Here is a 13,485-nt window from a genome sequence, read left to right as displayed (position 1 = left end):
CAAGTCAGATAAGAGTCATCTGAATTATGCGCCCTGACCCCTGAAATATTCGAGTTCCGGATAACGGTTTGTCATGACAGAGGAGGAATGATGAACAGCGTCGTTACCGTGGAAGCTTTGGGGGCCGGAGTGCTCGAGTACAAAGATGTGGTCATTGTCGGGTCGGGGTTCGGCGGGCTCGCCGCCGCCAAGCAGCTGGCGAAGTCGGGGGTCGAGTACGTCCTGATCTCGAGTACCCGCGAGCATCTGTTCCAGCCGCTGCTGTACCAGGTCGCCACCGGTGTGCTGGGTGCGGAGGAGATCGCCCCGCCGATCGAGCGGATCCTGCGCAGGCACGACAACGGTGAGACCCGCCAGGGCACCGTGATCGGCATCGATCCCGATGCCGCCGTGCTGACCTATCGCACCGAGCAGGGGGTGCGCCGCATCCGGTACGGCTCGCTGATCGCGGCGACCGGCGCGTCGCAGTCGTACTTCGGCCGCGACGATTTCGCCGAGAAGACCTACTCGCTCAAGACCATCGACGACGCGAAGTTGCTGCGCGCGCAGATCGAACGGGTGTTCACCGAGGCCGCGAAGGCCGATCCGGAGACCAGGGATCGACTGCTGAGCTTCGTGGTCGTCGGTGCCGGCGCGACCGGTGTCGAGGTGGCGGGTCAGCTCACCGAACTCGCCAAAAGGCATTTCCACCAGAAGGTCTCGGTGACCCTGGTCGAGGGCGCGAGCGCGGTGCTGCCGCCGTTCGGTGGCGGGCTGTCGGAGTACGCGAAGGAGTCGTTGGCCAACGGCGGTGTCGATGTACTGCTGGACACCTTCGTCACCGATATCGAGCCCGGTGTGGTGACCGTCAAGGACAAGTCGGGCGCCCAGCGCACGATCGCCGCCGAGACGGTGGTGTGGTCGGCCGGTGTGCAGGCGGGCGGCTTCGCGAAGCTGCTGGCCGAGGCGACCGGCGCCGAGACCGACCGCGCCGGACGGCTGTTGATCAACCCGGACCTGACCGTGGGCGGCTACGCCGACATCTACGCCATCGGCGACATGACCTCGCTCAACGGCTACCCCGGCCAGTCGCCGGTGGCCATGCAGGAAGGCCGGCACGCCGCCGACATCATCCGCCGCAAGATCCAGCCGGGCACCCCGTTCTTCTACTGGGACAAGGGCAGCATGGCGGTGATCAGCCGGTTCAGCGCGGTGGCCAAGCTCAACGAGCGCATCAGCTTCCGCGGCGTCATCGCCTGGTTCATGTGGCTGGCGGTGCACCTGTTCTATCTGGTCGGCTTCCGCAACCGGTTCGCCGCGGTCGCCTCCTGGCTGATCGCCTTCATCGGCACCGGACGCCCCGGCTTCGACGAGGTGGAGCGGCAGACCGAGCGGACCGAGGAACGCACACCGATCGCGGCATAGCGGCAGTTCGGGTCACGCGTTCGCCGCGTCGGCGCGAATGGTGCGCGACGCCGCGGTGAACAGCGGGTGTGACCCCGGTCTCGTTCACCGAACGGGCATTCGGGCGACACTTCGAGGTCGCCCCATCGCAGTGTCGGCCTGGCTTCATCAGGGACATGACTCTTTCGTCTGTGCTGAGGGCCCCGGCCGGCCCGGCGGAATCCGTTGCGCCGCGCTCCCGGTACGCGCTGGTCGTCGCCTCCGATGCCGAGCATCGCGAAGCGGCCCAGCGCTTGCGCTACGGGGTGTTCGCCAACGAACCGGGATTCGTCATCGCCGACGACGGAACCGGCTTGGACGCAGACCGTTTCGACGTGCACTGTGACCATCTGCTGGTCCGTGACGAGCGCAGCGGCGAGTTCGTCGGCTGCTACCGGATGTTGCCGCCGGACAAGGCCACAGCGGCGGGCGGGTATTACACCGCCACCGAATTCGATCTGGCGCAGCTGGATCCGCACGGCAGGCGCATCGTGGAGATGGGCCGGGCCTGCGTGGTGCCCGAGCACCGCAACGGTTCGGTGCTCACCCTCATGTGGGCGGGCATTCTGCACTACATCCAGCTCACCGGTTACGAACAGGTGATGGGCTGCGTCTCGGTGCCGATGCAGGAACATCCCGGTGACCCGGCGGGCCACAATGTGCGCGGTGTGCGGGATCTCGTCCTGAGCAAGCATGCCGTGGCACCGGAATTGCGGGTCCGGCCGCTGCGGCCCGTGGTCGTCGACAATCGTTCCCTCGACGAACTGCCCGCGCCCGCTCGCCCGAAGCTCCCGCCGCTGATGCGCGGCTACCTGCGCCTGGGCGCGCAGATCTGCGGCGAACCCGCACACGATCCGGACTTCGGGGTCGCGGATTTCGTGGCCCTGCTGGGCATGGACACCGTCGACACCCGGTACCTGGAGCGCCTGCAGGGCGCCGCGACGGCCCTGGACACGGGCCGGTAAGGACTTCTTCGCCATGTTCGACACAGCGCGCACCGTGAACCCGCCCGCCGACACCCCGGCCGACATCGCGCAGCGTCGTGTCGAGCGCGATCGCGCCGAGCAGCCCGCCGCCGCCCGGCATCTCGACGCCGAACCCGGTGCCGCCGAGTGTCGTACCGATCAGCCCGCGGCGGCCCGGCCCCCGACGACAGCGCAGGCGCACACGCCCTACCACTCGTGGATGCCGTCGAGCCCATGCGGACCGTCCTGCATCGAACCGACCGCGCGCGTCGGCACGATGCGGGTGATCGCTCGCGTCGCCGGCCTCGCCGGTCTGTTGACGAGCTACCCGCTGGCGCACGTGGCGACCCCACCGGTCGCTCGCGACCGGATGCGGCGCGGTTACGCCCACGCCGCGCTGAGCTGCCTCGGCATGAGCCTGAAGGTGGTGGATCGGCGCACCGAGCAGCAGGCGCCGCGCTCCGCCGGGGTGCTCGTCGTCGTCGGCCATGTCGGCTGGACCGATGTGCTCGCGCTGGTGGCGGTTCGGCCGATGGGATTCGTGGCCCGCGCCGACCTGGTCGACTGGCCGGTGCTGGGCCCGCTGGCCCGTCTGATGAAGGTCGTCCCGATCGAACGCGAGCGACTGCGCGCCCTGCCCACCACCGTCGGACGGGTGGCCCAGCGGCTGTCGAGCGGCGAGACGGTCGCGGTGTTCCCCGAGGGCACGACCTGGTGTGGTCGCGCCTACGGCCGTCTGCGCCCCGCCTTCTTCCAGGCCGCCGTCGACGCGGGTGCGTTCGTGCAGCCGATTCGCCTGCGCTACCTGGACCGGCACGGCGCCCAGTGCACCGCCCCCGGGTTCGTCGGCGACGATTCGTTCCTCGATTCGGCACTACGGATGCTGCGCTCGTCGGGCATCACCGCCGAGATCGTGCTCGAACCACTCGAGTACCCGGGTATGGACCGGCGTGAGCTGGCCCGGCGCTGCGAGCAGGCGGTGCGCGGTCACGACCTGTCCCGGCACGGGCACGACAGCTCCGAGTGGATCGAGGCCACCACGACTCGCGTGCAGGACCCGTCCGTCACACCGGCCGCGGAGCGCGCGTGACAGCGGCACGCTGCCGGTGCTCGCGCCGGTGCCGGTGACCACCGGGAAGGGGTGGGTCCGGCCTGCTCGCGCCGGGGGTCGCCGGTCGCCGGTTCGGTGCGGGAATATCGGCGCGACCGCGACGGCTATCCTTTACTGGTCATGAAGTCGGCTTATTCGGGTCCGGTCATCGGTGCTGCACCCCAGACGGTCTACCTCGATCACGCGGCGACCACACCGATGTTCCCCGTCGCCATCGAGGCGATGACGGCTGCCCTGGCCAGGCCGGGCAACGCGTCCTCGGTGCACGGGTCGGGGCGGACCGCGCGGCGGATGCTCGAGGAGGCGCGCGAATCGATCGCGGCGAACCTGGGCGCGCGGCCTTCGGAAGTGATCTTCACCTCCGGTGGCACCGAGAGCGACAACCTCGCGGTCAAGGGCATCTTCTGGGCGCGCAGGGACGCCGACCCGCGCCGGGTGCGGATCATCGCCTCCGCCGTGGAGCACCACGCCGTGATCGACGCGGTCGAATGGCTCGAGCAGCACGAGGGCGCCCGGGTGACGTGGCTGCCGGTGGACGCCGAGGGGCTGGTCGCGCCGGAGGCGTTGCGCGCCGAGCTGAGCGAGCACGCCGACGAGGTGGCGCTGGTCACCGTCATGTGGGCGAACAACGAGGTCGGCGCCATCCAGCCGATCGCCGAACTCGTCGCGGTGGCACGGGAATTCGATGTGCCGATGCACAGCGACGCCGTCCAGGCCGCCGCCCAGCTACCGATCGACTTCGCCTCGAGCGGACTGTCGGCGGCAAGCTTCACCGCGCACAAATTCGGCGGACCGCACGGAATCGGCGTGCTGCTGCTGGGCAGGCAGGTGCCGTGCGTGCCGCTGCTGCACGGCGGGGGCCACGAACGCGATCTGCGGTCGGGCACCTCCGACACCCCCGCCGCGGTCGGCATGGCCGCCGCGCTCGAGCACGCCGTCCTCGCACTGCCCGTCCACGCCGCGCACCTGACCGCGTTGCGTGACCAGTTGATCGCCGGGGTCACCGACGTGGTCGCCGACGCGGTGCTCAACGGCCCGGCCGACCATGCGCGGCTGCCCGGCAACGCGCATTTCACCTTCGCCGGCTGCGAGGGCGATTCGCTGCTGATGCTGCTGGACGCCGCCGGAATCGAATGTTCCACCGGTTCGGCGTGCAATGCGGGGGTGGCCGCGCCGAGTCATGTGCTGATCGCGATGGGCGTGGACCAGCGCACGGCGCGCGGTTCGCTGCGGTTCTCCCTCGGGCACACCTCGACGCGCGCCGATGTGGACGCCCTCGTGAACGTTTTGCCTCAGGTTGTGGAGCGAGCCAGGGCCGCTGGTCTCGCCGGTGCGAAAGGCGGTGTGTGATGCGAGTACTCGCGGCGATGAGCGGTGGCGTCGACTCGGCCGTCGCGGCCGCGCGCGCGGTCGACGCGGGCCACGAGGTGGTCGGCGTGCACCTGGCGCTGTCGGCGGAACCGGGCACGCTGCGCACCGGTTCGCGCGGCTGCTGCTCCAAGGAGGATGCCGGTGACGCGCGCCGGGCCGCCGACGTGCTCGGCATCCCGTTCTACGTGTGGGACTTCGCCGATCGGTTCAAGGAAGACGTCATCGACGATTTCGTCGCCGCCTACGCCGCGGGGGAGACGCCGAATCCGTGCCTGCGCTGCAACGAGAAGATCAAGTTCGCCGCGCTGGCCGACCGTGCCGTCGCGCTCGGCTTCGACGCCGTGGTGACCGGTCACTACGCCCGGCTGTCCGACGGCGTGCTGCGCCGCGCCGTCGACGCCGACAAGGACCAGTCCTACGTGCTGGCTGTGCTCACCGCCGAGCAACTCTCGCGCGCGATGTTCCCGGTCGGCGACACCCCGAAGCCGCGGATCCGCGAAGAAGCGGCCGAGCGCGGCCTGGCGGTGGCGAACAAGCCCGACAGCCACGACATCTGCTTCATCCCCTCCGGTGACACCCGCGCCTTCCTCGGCGCCAGGATCGGCATCAGGCCGGGCGCGCTGGTCGACACCGACGGCCGGGTGCTCGCCGAGCACGAGGGCGTGCACGGCTTCACCATCGGTCAGCGCAAAGGGCTGGGGCTGCCCGGCCCCGCCGCCGACGGCAAGCCCCGCTACGTGACCGACATCGACCCCGATTCGGGCACGGTGCGGGTCGGCTCGGCCGAGGACCTGCAGGTCTGGCAGGTGCGCGCGGAGCGGGCGATCTGGACCTCCGGCCGGACGCCCGAGGGTCCGTTCGAGTGCGTGGCCCAGGTACGCGCGCACGGCGGCACCGCTCCCGCCGTCGCCGAATCCGTCGACGGGGGACTACTGGTCCGCCTGCGTAAGCCGTTGACCGGCGTCGCGAAGGGGCAGGCCGTGGTGCTGTACCGCCCGGACGAGGCAGGCGACGAGGTCGTCGGCAGCGGCACCATCACCGGCACCGACCGCGCGAACCGCATCGCGGAGATCCCCGCCGACGCGACCGCGCGGTGACGCGACCGCCGCACGCCGTCGAGCCGCTGCCCGGCCCGCGGCGGCGCGTGGCGGACCGATGGCGAGGGCGGCGCCGATCGCGAGCACAATGCCGTCATGAGGTCGGCGCCGGAAACGATGCATCGTGGGTGAGGGGCGAGTGGTGGTGAGCGAAAACGGGACGCGGAGCAGTGGTTCCGAGGTAACCGAGGCGGGGAGCGTGTCGGCGCGCGACGAGACGGCGCAGGCGCCGGAGATCTTGCGCGGCGGCATCAGCACCGGCATGGGTTCCTGGCCGGGCACCGATCCCCGCGAGGCCGCGGCGACCATCCTCGGGGAACTGCCGGACCTGGCGCATCTGGTCGAGCTGCCCGCCCGCGGCATCGGCGCGGACATGATCGGCCGCATGTCGGCCCTGCTGGTCGACATGCGCCTGGACACCAGCACGCGTGCCTACCGGCTGGCCACCCGTCCCGGCGCGGTCTCCCGGCGCGCCCGCGACCTGCTGCGCGCCGATCTCGACGCCCTCGAAGAAGTGTGGGAGACGTCGGGGGCGGCGGGCACGGGCCGGGTGATCAAGCTGCAGGCGGCAGGCCCGCTGACCCTGGCCGCGCAGATCGAACTGCCCTCCGGTCATCGCGCGCTCACCGATCCCGGCGCCGTGCGCGATCTGTCCGAGTCGCTGGCCGAAGGGGTGGCCGCGCACGCGGACGAGGTGCGCAGGCGGCTGGGCGCGGACATCGTCGTCCAGCTCGACGAGCCGAATCTGCGTGAAGTGCTCGACGGCGCGCTGCGCGGCGTCAGCGTTCTCGACACCGTGCGCGCAGTCCCCGAACCCGAGGCCCGAGCGGTGCTGGACCGGGTGATCGAGGCCCAGCGCGTCCCCGTCGTGCTGCACGACTGCTCCGCGAACCCGCCGCTGGCACTGTTGCGGAGCACCGCGGCGGCCGCTCTCGCCATCGACGTCGCCCATATCGGCACCGCCGACCTCGACTCGCTCGGCGAAACGCTCGACGCGGGCACCAAGCTCGTGCTGGGCCTGGTCCCCACCACCGAACCCGCGGGCACGGTGACCTGGCGCGAGATCGCCGAACCCGGCGTGCGCCTGATCGACCGGTTGGGCTTCCCCCGCGTCACGCTGGCTCGTCGAATACTCGTCGCACCTGCCTGCGGTCTCGGCGGCGCGCCGCTGCCGTGGGCGCGGCGCGCCCTGACCCTGGCCGCCGAGGTCAGCCGCGCCTACGCCGAGGATCCGGAGTCGCTCGGCACCCTGTGAACCACCGCCGACGTGCGGGAACGTGTCGGTGGGCTCGGCTAATGTGCTTTTCGTGAGCGACAGGGACACGGCCGCGGAATCCACGGCGCCGGCGGAATCCACGATGACAAGGGAATCCACGACGACAGCCGACTCCACTACGGCGGCGGATTTCGCCATGGATGACGACGAGTCGGATATGGGGCCGCACACGGGCCCGGCGGGAGCCCATCCGGCCGAACAGGTCCCGGCCTCGGAGGAGGATCGGCTGCGCTGGCAGGAACTGGCCGAAGAGGTGCGCGAGCACCAGTTCCGCTACTACGTGCGCGACGCGCCCGTCATCTCCGACGCCCAATTCGACGCTCTGCTGCGCGAGCTGCAGGATCTCGAGGCGCGCCACCCCGACCTGCTCACCCCGGATTCCCCCACACAGCTGGTGGGCGGCGGTTTCGCCACCGACTTCACCGCGGTCGACCATCTCGAGCGGATGCTCTCGCTCGACAACGTCTTCGACTACGACGAACTGCGCGCCTGGGCCGCGCGAGTCGAAGCCGAGACCGGCCCGGACCTGCACTACCTGTGCGAGGTGAAGATCGACGGCGTCGCTCTGAACCTCGTCTACGAGAACGGCAGGCTGGTGCGCGGCGCCACCCGCGGCGACGGCCGCACCGGTGAGGATGTGACGCTCAACGCCCGCACCGTCGAGGATGTGCCCGCTCGGCTGGCGGACAACGCGGAATTCCCCGTTCCCACGCTGCTCGAGGTCCGTGGCGAGGTGTATATGCGACTCGAGGATTTCGAGGCGCTCAATGCCTCCATCGTCGCCGAAGGCAAACCGCCCTACGCCAATCCGCGCAACACCGCGGCGGGTTCGCTGCGGCAGAAGGACCCGGCGGTGACGGCGCGGCGGAAGCTGCGGATGATCTGCCACGGTGTCGGCCGCGTCGAGGGCGCCGCCTTCACCTCGCAGTCCGAGGCCTACCGGGCGCTGTCGGCCTGGGGGCTGCCGGTGTCCGAGCACGCGCGGGTCGTGCGCGGTATCGACGCGGTGATCGAGCGGGTGGCCTACTGGGGCGAGCACCGCCACGACATCGAGCACGAGATCGACGGCCAGGTCATCAAGGTCGACGAGACCGCCCTGCAGCGCCGCCTCGGCTCCACCTCGCGCGCGCCACGGTGGGCCACCGCCTACAAGTACCCGCCGGAAGAGGCCACGACCAAGCTGCTCGACATCGCGGTGAACGTCGGCCGGACGGGGCGTGTCACCCCGTTCGCGGTGATGGAGCCGGTGCCGATCGCCGGGTCGACGGTCGCGATGGCGACCTTGCACAATGCCTCCGAGGTCAAGCGCAAGGGCGTGCTGATCGGCGACACCGTCACCATCCGCAAGGCCGGCGACGTGATTCCCGAGGTGCTCGGGCCGCTGGTGGACGCCCGCACCGGCGCCGAACGCGAGTTCGTCATGCCCACGCACTGCCCGGAGTGCGGCACCGCGCTGGCTCCGGAGAAGGAGGGCGACGCCGACATCCGCTGCCCCAACCAGCGACACTGTCCCGCCCAATTGCGCGAGCGCGTGTTCCACATGGCCGGACGCAGCGCCTTCGACATCGAGGCGCTCGGTTACGAGGCCGCGACCGACCTGCTCGAGTCGGGTGCGATCGGCGACGAGGGCGATCTGTTCGACCTGGACGAAGCTCGCCTGCTGACCACCTCGCTGTTCACCAACAAAGAGGGCGGCCTGTCCGCCAACGGCCGACGGCTGCTGCAGAACCTGCAGACCGCCAAGGATCAGCCGCTGTGGCGGGTGCTGGTCGGGTTGTCCATCCGCCACGTCGGCCCGACCGCGGCACGGGCGCTCGCCGCCGAATTCGCCGACATCGAGCGCATCGAGCAGGCGAGCGTGGAGGAACTGTCGGCGACCGACGGCGTCGGCCCGACCATCGCGGCGGCGGTGGCCGAATGGTTCACCGTCGACTGGCATCGCGCCATCGTGGACAAGTGGCGCGCCGCGGGCGTGCGGATGGTCGACGAGCGCGACGAGTCCATCGAGCGCAATCTCGAGGGCCTGTCCATCGTGGTCACCGGCTCGCTGCAAGGGTTCTCCCGCGACGGGGCCAAGGAGGCGATTCTGCTGCGCGGCGGCAAGGCCGCCGGTTCGGTGTCGAAGAAGACCGCCTTCGTCGTGGTCGGCGACGCACCCGGCTCCAAGGCGGCCAAGGCCGAGGAACTCGGGGTCCCGATCCTCGACGAAGAGGGATTCGTGCGGTTGCTCGAACACGGGCCCGCCGCGGTCACCCCCGCCGCCGACGAGCCCGCGGAATAGCGCCTGCTCCGGCTCGCGCTCACCTTCACCACCGCTGGTCTGGTGTAGGCACCCAGGCAGCGGTGGGTCGCGGCAGCGGGTGAAGACGCCGGGCCGAGCCGTGCGCGCGGCGGGAACCGGTGGGTTGCCGTGCGTCGACGCCGGGACACCGGGAATCATGACGGCATGCTGCGCAGTTTCCAGGTGACCAATCACCGTTCACTGGCCGATACCCAGGAGTTGCGACTGACCAGAGGCAGCGGCCCGGTGGCGGTGCCGGTGACCGCGATCCACGGCGGTCCGGCCGCGGGCAAGTCGAGCCTGATCCACGCGCTGGATCGGATGCGCGACGCGGTGTTGAACTCGGTGACCGGCTGGGACCCGTACGCCGGGCCGGTGCGCTCGCCGCATCTGGCGCACCCGGAGCGGCCGACGGAGTTCGAGGTCGCGTTCGTGGCCGAGGGCTGTCCGTACACCTACGGCTTCGGCCTCGACAACGCCGACGTGACCGCGGAATGGCTGTACAGCCATCCGCGCTCGCGCAAACGCATCGTGTTCGAGCGCGTCGGCACCGACATCAAGATCGGCCCGATGTTCGAGGCCGCTCGCTACGGCATCGCCGCGCTGGTCCCGCTGGTGCGGCCGAACGCGTTGCTGCTCAGCCTGGCGGGGCAGATGTACGCCGAGGCACTGGTGCCCGCCTACCGCTGGTTCTCTTCCATGCTGGAGGTGATCCGCGGCCCGGTCGACCCGGACGACGTGGCCCACCGCCTCGGCGGTCACATCTCGCGCTCCGCCGAGCACGCCGCCCGTCTGCTGTTGCTGCTGCGCACCGCCGACCTGGGCATCGCGGATCTGCTCGTCGCCGAACCCGATCCGCTCTACGCCGACTACCTGCGCGAACTCGACGCCGATATCGCCGCGGGCGCCGAGCACGCCGAACTCGCCGCCGCCTCGCCCGCGCACGCCGATCGCCTGCTCGAGCAGAACGGACTGACCCCGTTGCTGTTGGAGCGTGAACTGGCCAACCTGCGTTCGGCCCGGGACGCGCTCTACGCGCGCATGGTCGCCCGCCGCGGCGTCGGACTGCAACTGGTCCACGAGGGCATCGACATCCCCTTCGAGATCACCGACGAATCCTCGTCCACCCTCGCCCTGCTGCGCCTGCTGCCCACCATGCTCGACGCGCTGGACACCGGCCGCGTGCTGGCCGTCGACGACATCGGCGCAGGTCTGTCCGGTGAACAGACCGACCGCCTCATCCAGCTCTTCCAGAACCCGGAGACCAATACCCACGGCGCCCAACTGGTGTTCACCACCGACGACCGCGGCCTCATCGACCGCGGCAACGGCCGGTCCCAGCGCACCCGCTCGACGGTCTGGCAGGTGCGCCGCAACGAGCGGGGCGCCAGCGAACTGACGGTGCGCTGACGAGCGGCGACGGACCCGCGGCGATCGTGCTGCCGGGTCGGCGGTGTGCGGGTCCGCCGGCCTCGATCGTGGCATCGTCGAGCAGCTCGTGCAGCGCATCGATCGCCGACGAGGATGGCCCGTCGCTGGCAGCGAGGACGCGTTCGATCAGCGCTTCAGTGGCGATAACCGACAATGACGGCGATCAGAACGCGCGCACCGCGGGCGGCATGCCCGGGAAGTCTGCCGACTCGCTCACAGACGCCCATTTCTCGACGTCGTCGAGCGCACCGCGGTAGACGCGGGTGAGATTGCGCACCGCCTCGGCACCGAGCGGGAGCCGGAGAGGCGCCTCCGGGGTGTCGAGCATGTCGCGGATCACCTGGGCGGCGCGTGCCGGGTCGCCCTCCTGAATGCCGTCGGCCTCGGCCATGTTCGCGCGCACAGCACCGATGGCCTCCTCGTAGACCGAGCTCTGTTGCGCTGTGTTGAGCACGTCCGCTGCGTTGAAGGCGGTGCGGAAGCGACTGGGCTCGACGATGAGGACGCGGATGCCGAACGGCGCGATCTCGCCCGCGAGCGCCTCCGACCAACCCTCGAGCGCGAACTTGCCAGCTGAGTAGCTGCCCACGGCAGGAAACGACATCCGCCCGCCCTGGCTGCTCATCTGCACGATCGCGCCCGAACGACGCTCCCGCAGGTGGGGCAGCACGGCACGAACATAGGCGGCCGGGCCGAACAGGTGCTGCTCGAGCATGGCCCGTAGCGCGGCATCCGTGATCTCTTCGGCCGCGCCGACCTGTCCGGCACCGGCATTGTTGACGAGCACGTCAACGCGCCCGAACACCTCCAGCGCCCGCCGCACGACCACGTCCGCTCCCGCTGTGTCGCGCACATCGTGCTCGATGGCGAGGAGCCGTTCCCCATATCGCGCCTCGAGCCCCTCGAACCGGTCGGCCCGTCGCGCGGTCCCGACCACATTCTCGCCGGCTGCGAGTGCCGTTTCGGCGAGCGCCAGGCCGAGGCCCGAACTCGCGCCCGTGATTATCCATGTCTTCGTCTCGCTCGTCGCGGTCATGGCCCCGACGCTAAAGCTTCGAGCGCGCTCGAAAGCAAGCCGCGCTCAGACTCGGGAGGCGACGAGCGGTCCGCCCGCTTGATCCACTGCGCGTGATCTCGGTCTCGGCGCGGTACACGCCGGGGAGCGCTCCGCCGCGTTCGGCGGGGTACCCGTGCAGGTGGCAGCCGTCGGCGAGCTCGAGGAACGCGACAATGCGCTGACGTCCGTGATCGTCGTGGCGCACGCGACCTCGGGGTGCGAGACAAGCGCGCTCGCGATATCGCCGAGCGCGGTGGGGTGACCGTCACCTTCCGAACGCGGTGGGCAGCACCGAGAGATCGAAGGCGGCTGCGATGGCGCGATGCCCCGCATCGTTGAGGTGCATGCCGTCGTTGTCGAATTCGGGGCGGATGAAATTCGGCCGGGCCGGATCTTCGACCGCAGCGGCCACATCGAACACGGCGTCGAAGACATCGGTGCCGCGCAGCCAGTCGTTCAGCTCCCGCCGCACGGGGATGCCCTCGGCGATATTGAGCCCGGGGTAGCGCGCGCCGCCGAACGGGCCGATGGTGTTGATATAAATCGGCAGTTCGGCCTCATGTGCCAGGCCGGCGAGTTCGGTGTAGCCGGCGATCATGTCCGCGGCGGTCGCGGTTCGTTCGTCCAGGATCAGGTCGTTGATGCCGAAGTTGGCCCACACCGCCGCGACGCCCGGTACCGACAGGACATCGCGCGCGAACCGGGACAGACCGTGCTCGCCGATCTGATCGGTGAGCAGGCGATTTCCGCCGATGCCCTGGTTTACCGCCCAGCCGCGGTGTAACCGCTCGTTGAACCGGTCGACCGAGCGCCGGTTCTCGCCGTGGGAGGAGCCGACGCCCTCGAACCAGGAGTCTCCGAAGGCGACCAGCACCGGGGGCGCACCTTCGGTGAGCACGTCCACCCCGGTGAGGAAGAACCGCGAGGTGCTTTCCTCGGCGTCGGACAGCGCCTGCGCGGTGACCTGATCACCCGGCGCGATCCACGCGGTGTCCACCGGCATGTGGGCGAAGGCGGCGGGCCCGGTGGGCTCGGGCAGGTACAGGCTCAGCGCCAGGTGCGTCCCGGCGGCCACCGGCAGGTCGATCGGATCGCTGACCACTTCGCCGAAGGCGGGCACCCGTACCCGTGCCGAGCCGGCGAACCGGACCTCGGCAGCGGTTTCGGGCACGATCTTGTCGCCGGCCTTGCGCTGCGCCACGGCCGCCGCGCCGATGATCAGGTCCCGGTCGGAGTAGCGGTTGGTCAGGCGCACCCGCAGCTGCTGTCCGCCGCCGGCCAGGCGCACCACCTGTCGCAGGGTCTGCCCGGCGAATTCACGCGGCTCGGCGAGCCGGATCTGCTCGGCCGGATTCACCAGCGGCGCACGGAAACCGGCCACCCAGCGTTGCGTCGACATCGAGAACCTCCATTTAGTTGCTGTGCGGAATGTTGCGTAAGCAAGAACATAGCGCATGTATTCCTCATGTCAACT

10 protein-coding genes are annotated in these 13,485 nt (G+C 70.3%); 8 read left to right on the top strand and 2 right to left on the bottom strand.

Annotation, left to right across the window (positions count from 1 at the left end; all coding sequences use genetic code 11):
• Positions 1-90: 90 nt before the first annotated feature.
• From IU449_RS09870 to IU449_RS09835, 8 genes are all read left to right on the top strand, one after another.
• Positions 91-1,404, top strand: a complete 1,314-nt coding sequence (locus IU449_RS09870) for an NAD(P)/FAD-dependent oxidoreductase (RefSeq protein ID WP_195001537.1) — start codon at positions 91-93, stop codon at positions 1,402-1,404.
• Between the two features lie 155 nt (positions 1,405-1,559).
• A complete protein-coding gene (locus tag IU449_RS09865; RefSeq protein WP_195001536.1) occupies positions 1,560-2,387 on the top strand; it encodes a GNAT family N-acetyltransferase in 828 nt (275 codons plus the stop codon).
• Positions 2,388-2,400: 13 nt separating this feature from the next.
• Positions 2,401-3,477: a lysophospholipid acyltransferase family protein gene (locus IU449_RS09860; RefSeq protein WP_228803865.1), complete on the top strand. Its 1,077-nt coding sequence runs from the start codon at positions 2,401-2,403 to the stop codon at positions 3,475-3,477.
• A 141-nt stretch (positions 3,478-3,618) separates the two neighbouring features.
• Complete coding sequence (locus tag IU449_RS09855) at positions 3,619-4,848, top strand: cysteine desulfurase family protein (protein WP_195001535.1); 1,230 nt, start codon at positions 3,619-3,621, stop codon at positions 4,846-4,848.
• Positions 4,848-5,966, top strand: a complete 1,119-nt coding sequence (gene mnmA, locus IU449_RS09850; protein WP_195001534.1) for a tRNA 2-thiouridine(34) synthase MnmA — start codon at positions 4,848-4,850, stop codon at positions 5,964-5,966. Before IU449_RS09855 ends, mnmA begins: the two co-directional genes overlap by 1 nt.
• 262 nt (positions 5,967-6,228) lie before the next feature.
• On the top strand, positions 6,229-7,221 hold the full coding sequence (locus IU449_RS09845) for a methionine synthase (protein ID WP_195002453.1): 993 nt from the start codon (positions 6,229-6,231) through the stop codon (positions 7,219-7,221).
• 178 nt (positions 7,222-7,399) lie between these two features.
• Positions 7,400-9,523 carry an NAD-dependent DNA ligase LigA gene (ligA, locus tag IU449_RS09840; protein WP_195002452.1) on the top strand — a complete coding sequence of 708 codons (2,124 nt, stop codon included), beginning with the start codon at positions 7,400-7,402 and terminating at the stop codon, positions 9,521-9,523.
• Between the two features lie 165 nt (positions 9,524-9,688).
• The gene (locus tag IU449_RS09835; RefSeq protein WP_195001533.1) at positions 9,689-10,933 is read left to right on the top strand and encodes an AAA family ATPase; all 1,245 of its coding nucleotides are present in this window, start codon (positions 9,689-9,691) and stop codon (positions 10,931-10,933) included.
• Positions 10,934-11,117: 184 nt separating this feature from the next.
• Here the strand turns inward: IU449_RS09835 and IU449_RS09830 are convergent, their stop codons facing one another.
• Entirely contained in the window at positions 11,118-11,990 is an 873-nt protein-coding gene (locus IU449_RS09830) for an SDR family NAD(P)-dependent oxidoreductase (RefSeq protein WP_195001532.1), read from the bottom strand.
• A gap of 286 nt (positions 11,991-12,276) precedes the next feature.
• Positions 12,277-13,410 carry a GDSL-type esterase/lipase family protein gene (locus tag IU449_RS09825; RefSeq protein WP_195001531.1) on the bottom strand — a complete coding sequence of 378 codons (1,134 nt, stop codon included), beginning with the start codon at positions 13,408-13,410 and terminating at the stop codon, positions 12,277-12,279.
• Positions 13,411-13,485 lie beyond the last annotated feature (75 nt).

It is taken from the genome of Nocardia higoensis (assembly GCF_015477835.1).
Classification (GTDB): Bacteria; Actinomycetota; Actinomycetes; order Mycobacteriales; family Mycobacteriaceae; genus Nocardia; species Nocardia higoensis_A.
Note: the sequence above shows the minus strand (reverse complement) of the source record. Positions and strands in the feature narration are given on the sequence as shown.